At 69.5% G+C, this 18,454-nt stretch carries 15 protein-coding genes; 2 read left to right on the top strand and 13 right to left on the bottom strand.

All coding sequences use genetic code 11. The features are described 5' to 3' along the window. Positions 1-351: 351 nt before the first annotated feature. Both OWM54_RS04125 and OWM54_RS04120 read left to right on the top strand, forming a co-directional pair. Positions 352-1,596: a hypothetical protein gene (locus tag OWM54_RS04125; protein WP_267696680.1), complete on the top strand. Its 1,245-nt coding sequence runs from the start codon at positions 352-354 to the stop codon at positions 1,594-1,596. A 46-nt stretch (positions 1,597-1,642) separates the two neighbouring features. Further along, on the top strand, positions 1,643-3,292 hold the full coding sequence (locus OWM54_RS04120; protein ID WP_267696679.1) for a hypothetical protein: 1,650 nt from the start codon (positions 1,643-1,645) through the stop codon (positions 3,290-3,292). A 48-nt stretch (positions 3,293-3,340) separates the two neighbouring features. On the opposite strand, the gene OWM54_RS04115 is transcribed toward OWM54_RS04120, so the two are convergent. The 13 genes from OWM54_RS04115 to tssB all read right to left on the bottom strand — a co-directional run bounded on the left by OWM54_RS04115 (position 3,341) and on the right by tssB (position 18,419). Continuing rightward, positions 3,341-4,594 (bottom strand): hypothetical protein, encoded by a 1,254-nt coding sequence (locus OWM54_RS04115; RefSeq protein WP_267696678.1) that lies wholly within the window; start codon positions 4,592-4,594, stop codon positions 3,341-3,343. Between the two features lie 102 nt (positions 4,595-4,696). Continuing rightward, positions 4,697-5,218 (bottom strand): hypothetical protein, encoded by a 522-nt coding sequence (locus OWM54_RS04110; protein WP_046712999.1) that lies wholly within the window; start codon positions 5,216-5,218, stop codon positions 4,697-4,699. Beyond that, positions 5,215-9,090 (bottom strand): type VI secretion IcmF C-terminal domain-containing protein, encoded by a 3,876-nt coding sequence (locus tag OWM54_RS04105; RefSeq protein ID WP_223746847.1) that lies wholly within the window; start codon positions 9,088-9,090, stop codon positions 5,215-5,217. The genes OWM54_RS04110 and OWM54_RS04105 overlap by 4 nt, the downstream gene beginning before the upstream one ends. A 4-nt stretch (positions 9,091-9,094) precedes the next feature. Beyond that, the gene (locus OWM54_RS04100) at positions 9,095-9,403 is read right to left on the bottom strand and encodes a hypothetical protein (protein WP_223746848.1); all 309 of its coding nucleotides are present in this window, start codon (positions 9,401-9,403) and stop codon (positions 9,095-9,097) included. A gap of 7 nt (positions 9,404-9,410) precedes the next feature. Beyond that, positions 9,411-10,043 carry a DotU family type IV/VI secretion system protein gene (locus OWM54_RS04095; RefSeq protein ID WP_223746849.1) on the bottom strand — a complete coding sequence of 211 codons (633 nt, stop codon included), beginning with the start codon at positions 10,041-10,043 and terminating at the stop codon, positions 9,411-9,413. Positions 10,044-10,048: 5 nt separating this feature from the next. Then, positions 10,049-11,695 (bottom strand): type VI secretion system baseplate subunit TssF, encoded by a 1,647-nt coding sequence (locus OWM54_RS04090; protein ID WP_141325443.1) that lies wholly within the window; start codon positions 11,693-11,695, stop codon positions 10,049-10,051. 13 nt (positions 11,696-11,708) lie between these two features. Next, positions 11,709-12,311 carry a hypothetical protein gene (locus OWM54_RS04085; protein ID WP_046713003.1) on the bottom strand — a complete coding sequence of 201 codons (603 nt, stop codon included), beginning with the start codon at positions 12,309-12,311 and terminating at the stop codon, positions 11,709-11,711. 24 nt (positions 12,312-12,335) lie between these two features. Continuing rightward, entirely contained in the window at positions 12,336-13,985 is a 1,650-nt protein-coding gene (locus OWM54_RS04080) for a hypothetical protein (protein WP_267696677.1), read from the bottom strand. Beyond that, positions 13,982-14,383: a type VI secretion system baseplate subunit TssE gene (gene tssE / locus OWM54_RS04075; RefSeq protein WP_141325439.1), complete on the bottom strand. Its 402-nt coding sequence runs from the start codon at positions 14,381-14,383 to the stop codon at positions 13,982-13,984. The genes OWM54_RS04080 and tssE overlap by 4 nt, the downstream gene beginning before the upstream one ends. Position 14,384: 1 nt before the next feature. Continuing rightward, entirely contained in the window at positions 14,385-15,635 is a 1,251-nt protein-coding gene (gene tssK / locus OWM54_RS04070) for a type VI secretion system baseplate subunit TssK (RefSeq protein WP_248541568.1), read from the bottom strand. 23 nt (positions 15,636-15,658) lie between these two features. Beyond that, the gene (locus OWM54_RS04065) at positions 15,659-16,237 is read right to left on the bottom strand and encodes a hypothetical protein (RefSeq protein ID WP_248541569.1); all 579 of its coding nucleotides are present in this window, start codon (positions 16,235-16,237) and stop codon (positions 15,659-15,661) included. Between the two features lie 54 nt (positions 16,238-16,291). Next, positions 16,292-17,782 carry a type VI secretion system contractile sheath large subunit gene (gene tssC / locus OWM54_RS04060; RefSeq protein WP_141325434.1) on the bottom strand — a complete coding sequence of 497 codons (1,491 nt, stop codon included), beginning with the start codon at positions 17,780-17,782 and terminating at the stop codon, positions 16,292-16,294. 46 nt (positions 17,783-17,828) lie between these two features. Next, the gene (gene tssB, locus OWM54_RS04055) at positions 17,829-18,419 is read right to left on the bottom strand and encodes a type VI secretion system contractile sheath small subunit (protein WP_141325432.1); all 591 of its coding nucleotides are present in this window, start codon (positions 18,417-18,419) and stop codon (positions 17,829-17,831) included. Between the last annotated feature and the right edge of the window lie 35 nt (positions 18,420-18,454).

Here is an 18,454-nt window from a genome sequence, read left to right as displayed (position 1 = left end):
GCGCTACACCGTGGTGTTCGAGGACGCCGCGCGCGTGCTCTGGCGCCAGCACCGCCCCACGGAGCTGCGCACGGACTTCGCGCTGAAGACGCTGTTGACGGAGCACACCGCGGGGGCGTTCACCTTCGACTTCGACTGGGACGTGCTCGACGAGAAGCGGCCCCTGGTGTGCCTGGCGCTGGGCGAGGACGCGCCGGGCGTGGGCCTGTACGACTTCGTCGCGTGGCTCGCGGACACGCGGGGTGGTGTGTGGGCCTATGACTGCGTGAAGGACCAGTACGGGCTGTGGGGACGCAAGCCTCCGGTGAGCGGCGCGAAGCCGCTGTCGCGCACGAAGGTGAGCGGCTGGACGTGGTCCTCCCCGCCATCCCTCGCAACGCGGCGCGGGTGCTCAACGCCTCCACGCTCAAGGCCTCCACGCTGGAGGTCCCCGCGAGCAAGGGTGCGGGCGTCGCGGGCATCCATCAGGACCACCTGGTGCGCACGCCCATCGTGTCCGTGGTGGAGCAGCGCCAGGCGCTCGAGGTCAACCGGCTGCGCGTCCCGCAGCGCAGGTACCGGATGACGTTCGGCCACTTTCCCACCGTGCCGGTGAGCCCGTGGGCCGGGCTGCGGTTGGAGGGGCCGCTGTGGGGCGCCTCGGTGGTGGGGAGCGGCGAGGACCTCCGCGTGGTGGAGCTCTCCTTGTCGGCGCGGACGCTCGATGAGGGGCCACACGCGGGGCTGCAGCTGAAGGACACGGGGTTCGAGGTGGAGATGTCGCTGTTGGCGGAGCGCGCTTCGGACACGACGGTGTCGCTGCCCGCGCACCACGCGCCTCGCTATCCCATCCACGTCGAGGGCAAGGTGCTCAGCCCCGGAGGCGGGGAGAAGGACCGCATCTACCTGCTGTCCGAGGACAAGAAGACGTCGGTGCTCACGTGGCGCGTGAAGGTGCCGCTGTGGAACAAGGACGTGAGCGTGCCGGCGGAGCCGGGCTTCTTCCCGGGCCACTTCTACTTCCCGCCGTACAAGAACGCGCGCGTGCTGGTGGCGCTGCACTTCGACCGGGCGGAGCTCCACCGTCACCTGGACTGGGCGGACGCGGCGCGACTGCCGCAGGACGGGCAGGGGGACGGCATCCTCCTGGGGAAGAACGACACCAGCCAGACTTCCATCGTCCACGACTTCCAGGACATGAAGCCCGTGTGGCACCTGGAGCGCACCTCGGGGCCGGACACCGAGACGGTGCGCATGGCCGAGGGCACGATGATGTTCCGGACGAAGGAGCTGCCCGGCGCCGCGTCCGTCACGCCCACGTTCGATGTCTCGCCGCAGGTGGAGACCGCGCGCGCGGACCTCTCGGCGGGGGTCGGCGGCGCGATGGGGGAGACGACCGCCGCGTACCGGGTGGCCTCGGGCAGCTCGCAGGCGAAGCTGGACGGGGCGTCGTCCGAGACGCAGGCGGCGCTCGAGTCCGCGCAGGCCGAGGTCTCCGCGAAGGTCTCCGAGGCGAAGGCCGAGCTCAAGGGCGCGCTCTCCGGGCTGGAGGGACGCACGTCCTCGCTCACCCGCGCGGCCTCCGAGGCCCGCGCGGCGCTGGAGCAGCTCAAGTGACGACACTCGCGCGATGGGGTGATTCTCCGGGAATGGGGGTCGAGTCGTGAAGGCACTGCTGGGCACGCTGGCGGAGCTGCGGGGAGACCTGGAGACGACGGGCTCGGGGGGCGTGGCCCGCATCGGTGACGCACGCTCGGCCATCGAGTCCATGGCGGAGGGCGTCACCGCGCTCATCGCCTCGATTCGTCCGGAGCTGGAGCCTCCGCTGACGGGGCTGCTCGCGCGCATCGACGCGCTCGACGCGAAGCTCGCGGCGACGAAGCAGCCGGAGGCGGAGCGGATGCGCGAGCAGCTGGCGCCGCTGCGCTCCCGGGTGGATGGCACGTCCCAGTCGATGGCGTCGAGCCTCGCGAGCCTGGAGGGTGGGGCGGGGGGCTCGCTGACGTCCGCGAAGGACGGCGCGGCGACGTCACTGGGAGCGCTCGAGGCGACGTTGTCCACGCAGGTGCAGTCGCTGACGGGGCAGGTGGAGGCGGTGGAGAAGGCCATCGTCCCCGCGCAGGCGCAGGTGGACTCGCTCATCAAGCAGGCCAACGAGGCGCTGGAGACGCTGGTCGCGGGCGCGCTGGCCTCGGTCGCCGCCATCCGCGAGCCGCTGAAGATGGCGGTGGACACGGCGATGGCGACGCTGGACGCCGTCGTGGAGAAGCTCGCCGCGCTCAAGGAGCAGGTGCTGGCCCTCTTCACGCCGCTGCCCGCGGTGCTGGAGCAACTCCAGACGCTGTACCAGACGCTCGTTGGTTCGCTGGAGGCGCTGCTCACCAAGGTGAACACGCTCCTGGATGCCATTCCCGCGGCGAACCTGCCCAAGCCCCTGGTGACGCCCGCGGTGCAGGCCATCCAGCAGGTGGTGACGCAGATCACCACGCAGCTGGGCACGTTCTCCACGCAGATGACGACGCAGATGGGCACGCTCCAGGACCAGGTGCTCACCCAGGTGGACCAGGTGCGCACGCAGGCGCTCGCGCAGGTGGAGACGGTGCAGAAGCAGCTGGTCCAGCAGGTGGACACGCTCAAGCAGACCGTCCTCCAGCAGGTCGAGCCCGTCAGCGCGCAGATGGACCAGGCCGTCGCGGCCGCCGTCACCCAGGTGGGCACGGCGAAGGACCAGGCCATCGCCCAGGTGACGACGGTGCAGGACCAGATGGCCGCGCGCGTGGACGCGGTGAAGACGCAGGTGAAGTCCCAACTGCCCACGCTGCAGGAGCAGGTGGACGCGGGCGCGCAGGCCGCGCAGGCGCAGGTGGAGACCGCGCGGGCCTCGGCCGAGAACCAGGTCACCTCGACGCGCGCGACGCTGAAGTCCCAGGTCGACGCGACGACGAGCAGCGTGAACGCGGAGCTGGATGCACTGGAGGCGCGGCCGATTCCGACGGCGTCCTCGGTGGAGCAGAAGCTGGCCGCGGGCGAGGCGGCCGCGCGGGCCCAGGTCGAGTCCGCGAAGGCGCAGGCGGAGTCCGCGAAGGCGCAGGCGGAGTCCGCGAAGGCGCAGGCGGAGTCCGCCCAGGCGAAGGCGGAGGCGGAGGCCAAGGCCCAGGTCGAGTCCACCCAGGCGAAGGCCGAAGCGGAGGCCCAGGCCCGGGCTCCTACGTCCGAGGCCGCGCTGAAGTCCGAGGCCGAGGGCCGCGCGGAGGCGGAGCTCGGCGCGAGGACGGCCACCGCGCCGGGCCTCAAGCGCCCGTCGAAGGCCTGAGACTCCGAGCCCCGCTGGCGCGGCACACCGGGGGGGCTCGGGCGGACCTCAGGGGCCGAACAGGGCGGCGAGCGGGCTCTCGACGGTGACCTGGGGCGGCATGGGGCGGGCGCGGTAGATCTTCAGATTGCCCGCCGACGCGAAGTAGGTGAGGGGGTTGAGCGGCACTCCACCCACCACGGGGTTGGGGACGCTGTGGACAGCGAAGCTCCCCAGGCCCTCCAGCGCCGCCGTGGTGCTCGTGCCCGCGTCCCATCGCTTCAGCTCGATGGCGGGGGGCGTGCTCCCGGGAGTCCTCAGCCCGTCGACGTTGAAGACATAGCCCGTGTCCGTCACGGCGACGGCGTTGTCCTTGATGTCCATGCCCGCGGAGGGGATGAGCTGGATCATCGGCTCGAGCTCTCCGATGGTCTCGGCCTCGTCCGTGTTCTTCATCCGGGCCGACAGGTGGTCCAGGCACACCTCCACGCCGAAGCTCACCTCGTTGATGGCCTCTCCACGGGCGCCCAGACGGAAGTTGCATCCGCCCTGCAACGGGTTGGTGGACCACTCACTGCGGTTCACGCTCCGGGTGGCCACCTGGGACATGGGATCATGCGAGCCCCGCGTCGGAATCGTGGGGCGGTACCTGTTCTTGTTGCCCAGGAGGATACGGCCCCGGTTGTCGCCGCGGCCCAGCACGTTCCCCGGTCCGTCGACCTGCATCCAGCTGTCGTTGATGTAGTCGATGCCGGAGACCTGCTCCTTGTAGACGAGCCGATCATGCTTGCCGTCGGAGTTCAGGTATCCGCCTTGCTGGATGAGGGCGATGTTGAAGACCTCCACGCCGGTCTTCCGATTCGTGACGACGGCGTCGTACTCGTCCAGGTACCCGATGATGGTCCCCAGCACGAACACCCAGCCGCGGAAGCGATCATTGCGCGCGTTGAAGGTCCACCGACGGAAGTCCGAGAGCACCTGGCTGATGAGGTCGAACTGGTAGCCGCCCTTCGCGCCCCGGAAGAAGAACTCCGGCATCAAGAACACCTTGAGCGTGGAGTCCCTGTCGTCGAGATGCGGGCTGTTGGAGGCCCTCATGATGGCTGACTTGACGAAGGAGCAGCGGTGCGTCAGGTCCGTGCGGTCATTGGGGTGTCCCTTGTAGGATTGCGTCCCCTTGCCCTGCCAGAGGGTGAAGACGGGGCCTCCTCCGGGGAGCAGGTGATACGCGCCTCCCCAGATGCGGTGGGGGCCGCCTCCGTTCTTCACGTCATAGCCAAGCTGGTGGTGGTAGCCGATGAACTGCACGTCAGTGTAGGGCATGGACTCCGCTCCTGGAGGGGACTGCGTGCGACACACGTCTCCCAGCAGCGAGAGCCATGGCTCTCGCCGGAGGGAAGAGGGTGGTTCGTGGGCGCGGCCCGGCTACTTCCCGGCGGAGGGGGCCTCGACCTTCGGACCCTCGACCTTGGGGGGCTCGACCTTCGGCGGCTCGAACTTGGGTGGCTCCTCCTTCTTGGGCTCACCCTTGGGCTTCTTGCGCTTCGACGGCGCATCCGTGCGGATGCGGCTCTCCTCCAGCTCGATGTCCACGCGCCCCGGAATGGGCGAGTCGAGCAGCACCTGCCACGCGCCGTCCGGCGTGGTGAACAGGAAGGAGATGGCCAGGGGAGACTCCTCCGGAATCTTCACCCGCGTCTGGGTCTTCTCGCCCGGGTAGATGACGAGCGTCTGCACCACCGAGTCATCGGGGTGCACCACGCGCTCGGCTACGTCGGCGTAGAACTCCGTCATGTACCGCTGCGAGTCCACCGCGCGCACCACCATGTGCAGCGGCCGCCCCTGGTTCGTCCCCTGGGGCGAGTTCACGTGGATGGACAGGTGCGTGGGCGCGCACGCCACCGTCCCCAGGGCCAGCGCCAGCATCAACAGCCAGGGGAACCTCATCGCGTCACCTCCTGGAACAGCGTCCAGGGGCCGCCACGCATGCCGAAGCGCAATCGAATCTCCGAGTGTTGTGAGCCATCCGGGCCCGGCAGCGGCCAGATGGCGTTCTGCTCGGCGTCGAACGTGGCGGCATCCAGGATGCGGAAGCAGTTCCACGACGAGCGCGACAGCTCCGTGGAGCGGTAGCGCTTGGCCTCGCGGCCCGGCACGCGCAGCTCGACGCCGACGGAGGCCGAGCGCGGCTCCCACCACGCCAGCGCGAAGTCCTGCCACGCGGGCGTCTGGTTGAAGCCGAACGCCGCCGCCTCACCGCACTTCAGGAAGGACATGGTGACGAAGCCGTTCTCCCCCGACGGCGGCAGCGGCAGCGGGCGCACCTGGAGCTGCAGCGGCTGCGGCTTGCCCTCCTCGGTCCACAAGAGCTTCGCCAGCTTCGACAGCCGGCCGAGCATCACCAGCATGCGCGGCGGGACGGCGAGCTGCTGACGCAGCGGCCGGCGCAGCATCCACTCCGTGCCGCGCTCCTCCACCACCGGCGAGAGCACCTGCGCCACGAACTGCCAGAAGGCGCCGTCCTTGCGCTTGAGCACCTCCAGCTCCGTCGGGTCCAGCTCCTGGCTCGCCTCCACCGCGAACGGGTAGCGACGCAAGAGCGGCGTCAGCAGCGTGCGGAAGCGCCACTCCCACTGCTCCTCCAGCACGCGCTCCAGCTCGGCCCGGCCCAGCTCCCGCGTCATCAGGAAGGGCTCGCGGAACGGCCGGCGCAGCTCGCCGAGGATGCCCTGCTTGTCCAGCCACTCGTCCACGCGGCGCAGGTAGGAGCCCTCCTCGTCGAGCAGCATGGACAGGCCCACGCGGCCCAGCGGGGAGAGCAGGTCTGTCAGCTGGCGTCCGCCGTCCTCGTTCGACGCGGGCGTCTCCTCCGCGCCCGAGCGCAGGGACGCGGGGACGATGGTGCGCGCGGCCCCGGCCGCCGGCGGCGCGCTGAACCCCGACACCTCCGTGTGCAGCTGCGACACCAGCAGCAGGTACGCCGCCAGCTGCGCCGTCTGTCCGTCCTTGTCCGGCGTCATGAGCTGCACGATGGGCCGGAACAGCGACAGCTCCTGGCGCAGCGGCTCGTAGTAGGGACCCTCCATGGGGCCGATTCCCGCCCCCGTGGCCACCTCGCGCAGCATCGCCACCAGCTCGGAGGTCGGCTGCGTCACCGAGGACAGCTCCGAGGCCAGCGTCGTCGTCAGCGCCGTGAAGCGGTAGTCGCGGTACTTCACCAGCAGGTCCTGCCGGTAGCGCTGCCCGAAGTTGGCCACCTTCTTGAGCACGTAGCCCTGGCGCTGCGCGGCCTCCGCGCGCGACAGCTTCGAGTCCGCCATGCGCAGGGTGAACTCGTCCACCAGCGGCTTGATGTCCGTCTCGAACGTCAGCCACTCCACGCCGCGGCGCGAGGGCAGGGCGTCCACCGCGCCCACGTCCAGCGCGTCCTCCATCGACAGCCCCAGCCCGGCCTCGGCCGCGGACGCCACCGCGCCCGGCGGCAGCCCCATCGAGGTCCGGCTGAAGGGCCGCTGGCCCTGCTCGATCTGCCGCAGCAGCTTGTCCAGCAGGGAGCGCGACAGCTCCTTCGGACGGAACTCGAAGGACTGCTGCATCACCCGGACCTCCAGGCGCGCGTCGCCGTTGGCGGGCACGAAGAGGCCACCGGTGCGCGTGAGCAGCTCCGCGGTGGACATCTCCGCCGCGGCCTTCAGGCCCGCGTCGATTTCATCCTCCATGCGCAGCACCGCGGACAGCATCGGCTCGTGCTCGCGCAGCCAGTCGAGCGCGACGAGCGTGTTGTCCACGCCCTTGAGGGTCGCCTGGCTCTCCGGCGCGCCGGACGCGTCCAGCAGCGCCAGCACCTTGTGCGCGGACGTGTACGCCATGCTCTGCGCCAAGGTCAGCTTCAGCCGCTGCCGCTCGCTCGCCAGCGAGCGCCACCGCTCCAGGTCCATCTCCCGCGCGCTCAGCACCAGCTGCAGCTTGATGAGATGGTCTCTCCACGGGCCCAGGTAGCTCTCCTCGGACAGCCACTCGTAGGGCCAGCGCATCCACGGCACCTGGCCTTGCGTCTGCAGGCCCGTGCGCCACGCCTGGTCGCTGGAGATGATGTAGTCGCCCACCACCTCCTCGCGCAGCCCCGTGGCCTCCATCCAGTCGCCGCCCTTCTCCGTGGCGCGGGTCCCCAGCAGGCTCAGCGCGTCCGCCGCCCAGTTCCAGCGCTTGCGGTACTGGCCATCCAGGTACGACAGGATGAAGCGCCCCATGTCGTCGGTGCGCGAGGCGCGCGCCACCGCCATCAGGTGCAGCATCTGCTCGGGACGGCAGAGCGTCTCGCGCTCGCAGCGCTCCTCCGCGTGCGACGCCGCCCACAGCGAGCGGCTGCCCACCAGCTCCGTCGAGGCGCAGCCCGGGATGAGCGGGCCACAGCGCTGGCACTGCTCCTGGCAGGACTCGAGCAGCGGCTTGAGATAGGACAGGCGCACCGTGTTGGACAGCTGCGCGCGCAGCACCTCCTGCTCGTCCTGGAAGCTGTTGCTCAAGAGCGGGAAGTAGCGCGCCGCGGAGAGCAGGGCGTCCATGGCCTGCATCGCGCCCTGGCCCTTGTCCACCACCACCTCGCCGGACGCCGTCAGGTGCTGCTGCCCCAGCCGCTGCACCGTGGACTCGAAGTCCTCCATGTGCCGCTGGGCCTCGGCCAGGCGGTTGTAGAAGTTCCCGTACGCCGCCACCACCGGGAGCACGCCCAGCGCGAGCAGCGCCGCGCACCTGCGCAGGTGCTTGCCGCGGTAGCGCGCGCGCAGCTCCACGTTGCGCTTCTCCGCCGCGATGGCGAACACCCCCGCGGAGCGCGCGTCCGCCGCCGGCGACGACACGTACACCCGCGTCAGCTCCGGGCGGTAGGACAGCGTGCCGCCCTCCACCAGCCCCGTCACGAACCTGGCGAGCGCCGCGAAGGACTCACCGCCGCGCGCGTAGAACTCCTCCAACCGTCCGAAGGCGTCCACCGACAACGAGACCAGGCCCAGCGCGAAGTACTGCTCCAGGGGCTGCAGCCCCGCGGCCAGCCGGCCCTCCTCACCCGAGGGCGGCACGTCCCAGTGCAGGGGGATGCCATGGCTGCGCAAGAGCTGGGCGAAGTCCGAGAAGCCCACCAGCGAGTCCATGTGCGTCAGGCACAGGCGCGTCTCCACCGAGCCCCGGCTCGCCTCGGACAGCAGGTTGATCTTCCCGCGCACCAGCTGGATGACCCGGCGCACCTCGTCCGGCGGCGTCTCCGCGAGCCACCGCGCGTCCAGCGCCACCACGACGCGCCCCTTCTGCCGACGGAAGCTCGACTTCCACAGCCGGCTGAGCGCGCGGCGCGCCTCCTGCGAGTCGTCCTCCAGCAGCGACGCCGACACCTCGTGAACCACCTTGTCCGGCCCCAGGAACATCTGGAGCAGCGGGTCCGAGGTGTGGCTGGGCATGAACTGCCGCTCCTGCCGCCGCCAGTCCACCTCCAGGTCGATGAGCGTCGTCTTGCCCGCGCCCGCCGGCCCGAGCACCACCACCGTGGGGAAGTCCAGCACCGCCACGCGGTAGCGCAGCGGCAGCGCGTTCAGGAACTGCTTGCGGATGCGCACCAGCGCGCCGGTGTCCAGCCGCTTGCGCGTCTCCACCTTCGGCGCCACCCGCCGGCGCTTCCTCCACCACCACACCAGCCCGACGACGAGCGCCAAGGCGAGCAGCACCCCGAGCCCTATCAATATCCACGTCAGATAGGGTCGCGCCGCGTCCGCTGTCGTCGTCGCCGCGCTCGCGGCCGCGGCAACGGGGTTCTTCTCGCCCGCCATGGCTCTAGTCCCTCTTCCCGCCCGCTTGCGCGCGGACCGCGAGCTGGAGGCCTTCCATCACGTCCTCCAGTCGCTCCAGTGTGGCCTCCAGTTGCACACCCCATGCCTCCCGCTCCTTGGGTGACAACCGCTTGCCTCCGGGGCCGGGTTCCAGGGCCTTCGCCCCCTCGCGGAGCACGTCCACGAGGGGCACCGTCCCCTCGGCCAGGCTCCCCAGCGACGAGGTCAGGGCCTTCTGGAGCCGCTCCACCAGCTCGGCCACGTTCTGACGGGACGCACTCGCGTCCTTCCGGACGCCGGGGGGAGTCGTCACGCGGGCCTCAGTTGGACAGGTGCCAGAGCACCACCGGCACCGCGATGATGATGGACACCGTCACGGCGTAGTAGCGCCAGGGGAAGTCGTACAGGGTGGGAGGCGGGGGCGCGGCCTCCGTGTGCGCCTCGCCCACCTGCGTCTCCGGCCGGGGGATGCGGGCCGCCAGCTGCTCGCGGTAGTCGCGCAGCCGCGCCGGGTGGCCCACGTGCCGGCCGATGAAGCCCGCGGTGAGGCAGAAGTGCAGCATCTCGAAGAGCAGCGGCGCCGTGTCCGGGCGCCTCAGCGCGGTGTCCGCCAGCTCGAAGAACAGGTCGCCGCCCGCGTCCACGCCGAACGCACGCAGCTGCAGGAGCGGCCAGTGCTGCGCGTCCTCGTTCGATAGGCGGGCGAGCACCTTCTCGTCCACCAGGAAGGCGAAGGGCTGGAGCACCTTCTCCACGTCGTCGTGGCGCAGGTCGGTCTCCAGCGCCGCGCGCAGGGCGTCCACCTCGGCCATCAGCGTGCGGGACATCGCGTCCAGGGCGCCCTCGGACAGGTGCTCGCGCAGGGCGGGGTCCAGATTCACCGTGCCCAGCTCCCGCTCGAGCAGCTCCTCCACGTGGCGGTAGGCCAGGAGAATGGCTTTCCAGTGCGTCATCTTCATCAGGAGGCTCCAGGGATGGCGAGGGGACCTTGGCCGGCGATGGTCGCCTTCAGCTCCACCGTCGCCTCGTGGTTCCACGCATCCAGCAAATCTCGGACCCGCGTCAGGAACGTCACCACCAGCGGCTCGAAGCCCTCCTCGAAGGGCTCCAGCACCACCTCGTACACGTTCCTCAGCCCGGAGCCCTTCATGGCGCTGTCGGGCACCCGCGACACGCTCATCTCCCGCAACAGCGGCAGACACCGGCGGAAGGGGCCCTCGGAGGGGGTGCCCAGGTGCTGGAGCACCGAGCGCAGCTCGTCCAGTCCCAGCGTGGCCTGGGCCTTCCAGGCGAGCAGCTGGGTGAGCGCCGTCAGGTCATCCCTCAGGGGGCTCTCCCGGTCCGGCTGGAGCTGGCCGACCAGCCGCCACTCCAGGCCCTCGATGTGGCGCGCCGGCACGCTCACCGTCATCCGCCCCGACGCTTCGGAGGCGAAGCGCGGCTGGTGCCACAGCGCCTCCACCACCAGCTTGCGCGGCGTGGTGAAGGCCTCCGGCATGCGCAGCACCAGGTGCGGGGAGGGGCCGTTCTCCGACGGCACCTCCTCCACCTCGTAGCCGGGGCCGCTGCCGGGCAGGTGCGCGGGCCTGAGCGGCGCGAGCCCCGTCTTGGTCATCTCGAACACGCCCGTCACCGAGTGCAGCGCCAGCTCCCGCCCCGCGCTCATGTTGCGGATGGGGTGCTCGGAGCGGGTGCCGTCCGTGGTGATGACCTGTGCGGGCTCCGCGCGCAGGTTCTCCACCGGCACCGCGAAGGGCACCAGGAAGTCGGGCCGGTGGGAGCGCCCCACCGTCCACGCCTGCGCCAGGTCGAAGCACAGGCTGAAGCGCCGCCACCCGCCGCGCGACGGCGGCACCGCGACGTGGAGGAAGAGCTCCGTCTCCGGGAAGAGGAAGAACGAGCGCAGCCGCTGCAGCGGGTGGGTGAAGGTCTCCGAGTCGTCCGGCGCCGGCGGCTCCCGGTCGAACGACACCTCGCACCGCTCGCCCGTGACGTGCTCGTCCGCGGGCGGCCCGTACACCACGCTGACCTCGCGCAGGTGCTGGCGCAGCGCGTGGAACACCGCCAGGGACGGCAGGTACTCGTCCAGGTGGCGCACGTGCAGGCTCATCGTGCCGATGGCGTCCGCGCGCTCGTGCCGCGACTCGAAGTGGAGCATCAGCCGGTGGCCACCCCTCACCAGCGGGCGCACCTCGGTGGACTCCAGGGTGATGGGCAGCACGCGCAGGTCGCGCTGGAGGCGGAAGGCGCCGGGCTCACCCTCGGCGGGCGACAGCCGCAGCTCGGTGCCGCGGGGCAGGAGCACCGCCTCGCCCATCTTCCCCATGGGCTGCGCCTGCACCACCGCGCGCGTGGGCAGGGGCTCCAGGAGGAAGTCGAAGAAGCCGGCGAACAGCCGGCGCCACGTGGAGCGCAGGTTGTGCAGCGTCGCGTGGCGCGTCTGCACGGAGAAGAACGCCATCGCCTCGATGAGGCGGCGCACGTCCGGGTCCTCCCGCTCCAGGGGGGCGGCGGGGTAGCGCTCGTGGAAGCGTTGGCGGAAGCGCTCGAGGGAGGCCATCTCCTCGAGGAAGTCCTGGTGCAGCCGGTCCTTCGGGCGGGTCATCTTGAATGACTCCTTACCCCAACTTCACGAGCGCGCCCGAGACGCTGGTGATACCGGATGCCTTGAGGTTGGCCATTCCCTGGGCTTCCAGGTCCAGCGCGGCTTGCCCCGCCACCTTGACATTCAGCCCCGTCACCTGCGTGTCCGTCTTGCCCGCGGCCTTCAGCGTCAGGCCTTCAATCTTGGCCTCGCCGCCGGTGGCCTCCATGGAAGCCGTCAGGCCCTTGAGCGCCAGCGCCTGGGTGGCCTCCACGTTGACCTTCGCCGAGGAGCTGATGCTCGCGTCCTGGGTGGCCGTCTGGGTGAGCTTCGCCTGGGTGGTGAGGCTCATGTCCTTCGTGCTCGTCACCTTCAGCGTGTCCTGGCTCGTCCACTCCGAGGTGCCCTTGGACAGGAGCGTTATCGTCTGGGCGTCGACCTTGAAGTCCTTGACGGTGACGACGATGCTGTCGGCCTTCTGCACGACGGTGCTGGTGTCGCTCGGCCCGGCGACCTTCAGGGTGATGGCGGTGCCGTCCATCGTCACCGTCTGGACGATGTTCGCGTCGGCATTGTCCACCGTGACGGTGATGCCCTTCACTTTGTCCAGCTCGATGGTGCAGACCAGCGTTCCCATGGCTCCTTCACGCCTCCAGCCGCCTTAAGCGGGCTCTTCCTTCACGCGGATGACCAGCGTCCCCTCCTTGATTTCGATGCGGGCCGTGTCCTTGGCGTTGGTTCTCTGCAAGAGGAAGACCGGCTTGCCGTCCACGTAGGAGTGCTTCATGGACGTGCCGTTCTCCGGCGTCTTGCCCACCAAGAGATGCGTCCCCTGGCCGTCGGCCGGCATGCGCGCCGTGTCGCGCCAGTCCAGGAAGCGCTTGAGCCAGGCCTTCTGGAAGTCCAGCCCCACCAGCACGCGCTCTCCCTTGTAGGCCGGGAAGTAGAAGTGGCCGGGCAGCAGGTTGGGGTTGAAGGGCAGGGTGACGATTTGATTCGCCCAGAGGGGAATCTTCACCTTGTACCCGTCCTGCGACGTCTTGGAGTCGGTGTAGGCCTGCCACGTCTCGTGGGGCTCGTCCCCCATCTCGCTGACGATGAGGCCCTCCACGTACCGGGGCCAGGTGGGCGGCAGGTAGGGCGGCAGGTCCACCCACTTCTCCGCCTGGGGCTCCAGGAGCGTGGCCATCTGGAACTCGAAGCCCCCGTTCTTCGACAGGTGCTCCGCGTCCGGGGTGGACGCGAGCGCGTCCCCTCGCAACGCCAGGGTGCGCACCCGGAACGTCTCGCCGCCGGCCAGCCCCGCCGCGGCCCACGCCTCCGTGGTGGGCAGCTTGACGAGCGAGCCGGGCACCAGGGCGGTGGCGGGGAAGCGCTTCCAGCCGAGCTCCACCTCCTTGCCCCGGACCTTGAGGCGGGCGGTCTCCAGCGTCACCCGCGCGTCCACCTCGTTGGTGATGGGCGTGCGCAGCAGCACGTCGTGCCGGATGCCGGTGACGGCGCTCTGCTGGTTGATGGGCCGGGTGGCGGGGCCCTCGGCCACCGCGTTGAGCACCGTCACCTCGTGGCGGGGGACCTCCGGGAAGCGCACGGTGACCTGGTCCACGTCCGGGCCCCACAGCTTCACGGGCGTGCCCTCCGCGGCCTTCGCGGTGGACAGCTTGTACTTCGCCGCCGTGTAGTCGTACGCGAGCACGCCGTCGCGCGTGTCCACGTACCAGAGGAGGAAGTCGTAGAAGCTGGCGCCGTGCTCGGGCGTCAGGCCCAGGAACAGCTGCGGGCAGGTGGCGTCCAGCACCGCGCTCCAGTCGTAGACGAGCGGGATGTGCGTGCCCTTGTGCGCGTCCAGCACGTCCTTCATCGTCTTCTGCGTGTAGAGCACGCAGGGGAAGTGCTGGCTCCACAGCAGCGCCGCCGCGTCCTGGAACGTCACCTCGTAGCGCCGGTGCAGCAGCGGGGCGCCGGGACGGGGCACGCCGGGCACCTCCACCAGCGAGCGCTCCGACACCAGGCCCTTCACCTTCAGCGACGTGAGCGCGGGCTGGGGCGCCGCGTCGGTGTGCACCGCCGTCAGCTCCAGCTGGACCTCCATCAGGTCCTGCTCCAGGAACGCCGCCTTCAGCGTGTCCTTCTCCAGGCCGCCCGCGGACGTGTTGTCCGCGAGGTCGAAGGCCACGCGGCCCTCGAAGCCGAACGAGCGCAGGGTCAGCGCGAAGGACTTCACGTCCCCTGGAGGGATGACGTGCGCGGTGCCGCCGGCGGTGAGCGTGACGGCGACCTTGAGCCGGTCCGCGAAGCTGTCGGCCTTCATGGCTCCTCCTCCACGCGGACGTTGCCGCTGAGGGTGTCGAAGCGCAGGCGCAGCTTGCGGCGCTCCTGGCCCACCGTGCCGACCAGGCCGAAGTGCAGCCACAGCCCCGCGTCGCGCCCGCGCATCGTCAACTCCACGTCCGACAGGCGCGGCTCGTGGCGCGAAATCTCCTCGGTCAGCTCGCGGGTGAGCGTCTCCACCAGCTCCCGCGTGCCGTACTTCTCCGTGTACTCACCCAGGCCGAAGTCGCGGCGGAAGAAGCCGTAGCCCTCCTTGGTGTTGAGCACGGCCTCCAGGTTGCGCACCACGTGCTCCAGCTCGCTGTGGCCCTTCTTGCCGGACGCGCGAGCGGAGTCGGCGCGGGTGGCGAACTTGTCGAGGAAGGAGGCTCGGCCCATGTCACGCCCTGCGCCAGAAGAGGGACACCTGGGCTCCCTGCAACGCCGGGGTGGCGTAGAAGGCCAGGCCATTCTCGCGCAGCGCGAACTGCCACTCCTCGCCCTGCACGAGCTGGTACCAGTCTATCTCGGGTCCCAGCGCATGCGGGAACGAGGGGTGCGGGACGTGGTGGAACGGGATGCCCTTGAGGGCCATGCGCCGCACCGTGGCCAGGCGCGAGGGCCCCGCCAGCTTCACGCCGTCCACGACCAAAGGCTCTCCGGCCCGCTTGCGCTGCACCAGCATGTACAGCTCGCCGCTCTCCAGCACCTCGGGCGGCAGCGGCGAGAAGATGAACTGCCCGTCGCGCGCGGTGAACGAGCGATGGGTGGCGCGCGTGGACTCCGGCTGGAGCGCGCGCGTGAGCAGCTCCACCCAGCGGATGAGGCCCTTGCCCGGGCTGTCGTGCTGGTACGTGGGCAGGTCCGCGTCCGGCATCATCTCCAGGTAGCAGCAGGACTCGAAGTACAGGTCCCGGAGCGCGTCGAAGAAGACGTACGGGTGGGGTGAGATGTGGCGCGTCATGTCGCCGCGCAGCGCCTGCAGCCGCTGCACCTCGCACAGCGCGCGGCGGGCGTTGGTGAGCCGGTCCGAGCGCAGGTAGCTGTCGGACAGGCGCGCGATGAGCTGCAGCCGCGCCTGCTCCAGCAGGTCATCGAGTCTGACGAGGAGGGCCGAGAGGAACGGGTGGGGACCGACGAGCAGCAGCGGAGGCACCAGGTCCTCCGTCAGTCCCCACACGCCCTCGGTGTCCCGCCGGAACACGGCCAGCGGCAGCGTGTCGATGGCCCCGTCCAGCACGGGCTCCGCGGACAGGCGCAGCCGACGCATGACCCGCTCCACCACCGGCGGGTCCTCCGCGTACAGCCGCACCCCCGCCGCGCCCTGGCTGCCCCCCAGCACGTGCAGGTAGACGGTGGCCTCGGCGCGGCCGGTCCCCTCGAGCGAGAAGGGCGGCAGCACCGCGTTGCCCGGCACATCCACCACGAAGCCGGCGGGGGTCACCGCCGTCAACGTGGCAATGGACAGGCTTCCACCCGCCAGCAGTGGCTCGCTCCAGGCCATGGCCGCCACGCCATGACTCGGCGTACCGGACAGCGAAGCCTGGAGGCGGACCTGGGCCTCCAGTGATTCTTCCTGGGCCTCGAAGTGCTCCGGCAGCAGCGTCTGACCGACGTGCCACCGGACCCGGGCGAGCTTGAAGGGGGGCATGGGACTTTCTTACCGCAGGACGACTAGGCCGTCTCCGTGACGCCCCACTTCTTCACGATGTTCTTCGAGGACGCCGCCGCGACGTTGATGGACTGCTCCAGCGTCTTGGGCTTCACGCCGATCTGGAACGTGAAGTTCTTGGGCGACTGCACCTCACGCGACTCGTTCTCCGCCACGGCGATGTTCAGCGCGTCGCCGTTCTTCTCGAGCAGGCCGTTGAGGTCCGCGTCCACGAAGTTGGACTTGAAGTACTTCTTCGCGAGCGGGTCGTACTCGTAGATGACGTACTTCACGACCACTTCGATGTTGGAGAAGCTGCCCAGCAGCATCTCGGAGATCTTCTGCTTGTTGGCGGTGGAGATCTGCCCGGAGAAGTACAGCGCGTCGGTGACGCCCGTCTCCCACAGGTAGTTGTTGAGCACCGCCACGGCCTTGGAGGCCAGGGCCTTGTCCGGCTGCTCCGGGTCCTTCAGCGTCTCCTGGTCCGCCACCAGCGCTTCACCGCCGATGGAGATGGACAGGATGTAGCCGACGGGGGACTGCTTGTCCTTCTTGAAGTTGTAGCCCTGGTACACATCCAGGTCTCGGGCGAACTGAGGCATGACTCACTCCTGCATTTGGGTGGGACTGCTTGGTGGGTTTGCAGCGGGGGGACTTCAGCCGAGCCGGGACTCCAGCATGAGCTCCACGTTGAGGCCCTCGAACTGGATGTGCGGCAGCACGGCGACCTTGCAGTCGTACCAGCCGATCTCTCCGGTGCGCTGCTCCACCATCACGTTGGTGGCCTTGAACGGGAAGCGGCGCACCGTCAGGTCGTCGGGGCTGGCCACCGTGGTGACGTAGCCGGCGAGCCACGCGTCGATCTGCCGCTGGATGTAGGGCGCATCCGCCGTGGAGCCGATGTTGTCGCGCATGATGCACTTCACGTAGTGCGCCAGGCGGGTGATGGAGAACGTGTACGCCATGTTCGTGACGAGCTGCGAGTTCTCCGAGTCCTTCGGGTCCTTGAACCGCTTGGAGACCTTGGCGGACTGGGTGCTGAAGAACGTCGCCTCGCTGGTGCCCTTGCGGTACACCAGCGGCATGAAGCCGCACCGCGCGAACTCGAACTCGCGGTAGTCCGGGATGGCGATCTCCACCGGGGCCTTGAGCTCCTCCTGGCCGCGCAGGAAGAACGTGTCCACGGGCAGGCCGGTGATGAGGCCGCCGCCCTTGGGGCCGCGGATGGACTGGCACCAGCCGGAGTTCTCGAACGCCTTCACCATGTTGCGGGCGAAGAGCACGGACGAGTTGCCCCACAGGTACTTGCTGGAGTCGCCCTGCGCGTTCTCCGTGAAGTGCAGGTCGTCGCAGGGGTTCTTGTCCGGGTGCCAGGGCAGGCGCAGCACGTAGCGCGGGAAGGTCAGGCCCAGGTACGCGGCCTCCTCGCTGTCGCGCAGCTCGTTCCACTTGCCGTAGCGCGGGTGGGCGAGCGCGCCCTCCAGGTCCTTGATGGCCTCCATCTCCTCGACCTTCTCGCAGCCGAAGAACTTGGGGCTCACGGCGGCGACGAAGGGGCAGTGCGCGGCGTTGGCCACCTTGCCCATCGCGCGCAGCCACTTGATGTCGCCGGGCGAGGAGGAGAACTCGTACAGGCCAATCATCGCGCCGAAGGGACGGCCGCCGTACTGGTCGTACTCCTGGATGTAGACCTTGTCGAACAGCGCCCCGGCGAACACGTCCGCGGAGTTGTTCTCGAAGTCCTGACCCAGCTCGTCGCGCGCGGCGTCCAGGAGGTCGATGGCGATGTTCGCCTTGAAGTTGGTGTTGGCGACCAGGTCGTCCAGACCGCGCCACGCCGACTCCATCTGCTGGAAGCGCTCGTGGTGGAGGATCTCGTTCATCTGGTCGTCGATCATCGAGTCGATGCGGCTGACGACGTCGAGCACCTTGCCCTTGTCGAAGCGCAGCGCGTCGCCCGAGTCGGTCTCCGCGGGCGTGACGTTCTGCACCAGGGCGGCGAGCGCGGACATGAAGCGCGCCTCGATGGTGACTTCCTTCTCGTCCAGCGTGGGGACGAACTTCTCGGAGATCATCGGCTTGGCGTCCGTGGGACGCTCCAGCCGCACGCTCTTGAACAACCCAGGCAGATAGGAGGTTTCAGCCATGACGGTTACCTTGAGATGGAAAAGGGTGGGTTGAGGAAGCGGGCCCTTACGCCTTCACGGTGGCGGGCTCGGAGACGGTGGCCGGCTGGGTGGCGGCGGCGGGCGTCGCGTCGGAGGAGAGCGCGGGCTTGCCCGGCAGACGCAGCGACTCGTAGTCCTTGAGCTCGGCGAGCACGGCCTTGAGCGCGTCCTTGTTGGAGAACAGCTCGTAGACCATGCTGCGCAGCGCCTTCTGGTTGTCGATGCTCGACTGCATCTCCAGCAAGAGCTTCTTGAGCAGCCGCAGCGCCTTGAGCTTCGGCACGTGGTTGACGATCTCGTCCGGGTGGAAGGACTTCATCCGGTCGATGGGCAGCTCGACGTTCAGGTCCGCCTCCACATCCGGGTTGATGCGGTTGGGCACCTGGAAGCTGACGGACATCTTCATGTCCTTCATCAGCTCGTCGAGGTTCTTGCCATTGACGGAGCGCAGCTTGCGCGCCTCGAGGTCCACCTTGCGGTCCTCGGAGGAGCCGAGCGAGAAGTCACCCAGCATCAGCAGACGCAGGGGCAGGTTCACCGTCTCCTGCTCGCCGTTGATGGTGGTGCGGTAGGTGAGCGTGATTCGTGACTTGGGCAACTGATCCTGGATTGACATGGCTACGTTACTCCCTCGGTTTGAAGGCCTTTCTT

The sequence above is a fragment of the Myxococcus sp. MISCRS1 genome (assembly GCF_026626605.1).
Lineage (GTDB): Bacteria > Myxococcota > Myxococcia > Myxococcales > Myxococcaceae > Myxococcus > Myxococcus fulvus.
This window is presented reverse-complemented; position numbering and strand designations above follow the sequence as displayed.

What these genes read in the sequence shown, in the direction of transcription:
- OWM54_RS04110 (WP_046712999.1), bottom strand. Translation starts at nt 5,218, where the DNA reads ATGAGGTTCCCCTGGCTGTTGATGCTGGCGCTGGCCCTGGGGACGGTG.
- tssK (WP_248541568.1), bottom strand. Translation starts at nt 15,635, where the DNA reads ATGCCCCCCTTCAAGCTCGCCCGGGTCCGGTGGCACGTCGGTCAGACG.
- tssC (WP_141325434.1), bottom strand. Translation starts at nt 17,782, where the DNA reads ATGGCTGAAACCTCCTATCTGCCTGGGTTGTTCAAGAGCGTGCGGCTG.
- OWM54_RS04095 (WP_223746849.1), bottom strand. Translation starts at nt 10,043, where the DNA reads ATGACGCACTGGAAAGCCATTCTCCTGGCCTACCGCCACGTGGAGGAG.
- OWM54_RS04085 (WP_046713003.1), bottom strand. Translation starts at nt 12,311, where the DNA reads ATGGGAACGCTGGTCTGCACCATCGAGCTGGACAAAGTGAAGGGCATC.
- OWM54_RS04105 (WP_223746847.1), bottom strand. Translation starts at nt 9,090, where the DNA reads ATGGCGGGCGAGAAGAACCCCGTTGCCGCGGCCGCGAGCGCGGCGACG.
- OWM54_RS04090 (WP_141325443.1), bottom strand. Translation starts at nt 11,695, where the DNA reads ATGACCCGCCCGAAGGACCGGCTGCACCAGGACTTCCTCGAGGAGATG.
- OWM54_RS04115 (WP_267696678.1), bottom strand. Translation starts at nt 4,594, where the DNA reads ATGCCCTACACTGACGTGCAGTTCATCGGCTACCACCACCAGCTTGGC.
- OWM54_RS04080 (WP_267696677.1), bottom strand. Translation starts at nt 13,985, where the DNA reads ATGAAGGCCGACAGCTTCGCGGACCGGCTCAAGGTCGCCGTCACGCTC.
- tssB (WP_141325432.1), bottom strand. Translation starts at nt 18,419, where the DNA reads ATGTCAATCCAGGATCAGTTGCCCAAGTCACGAATCACGCTCACCTAC.
- tssE (WP_141325439.1), bottom strand. Translation starts at nt 14,383, where the DNA reads ATGGGCCGAGCCTCCTTCCTCGACAAGTTCGCCACCCGCGCCGACTCC.
- OWM54_RS04065 (WP_248541569.1), bottom strand. Translation starts at nt 16,237, where the DNA reads ATGCCTCAGTTCGCCCGAGACCTGGATGTGTACCAGGGCTACAACTTC.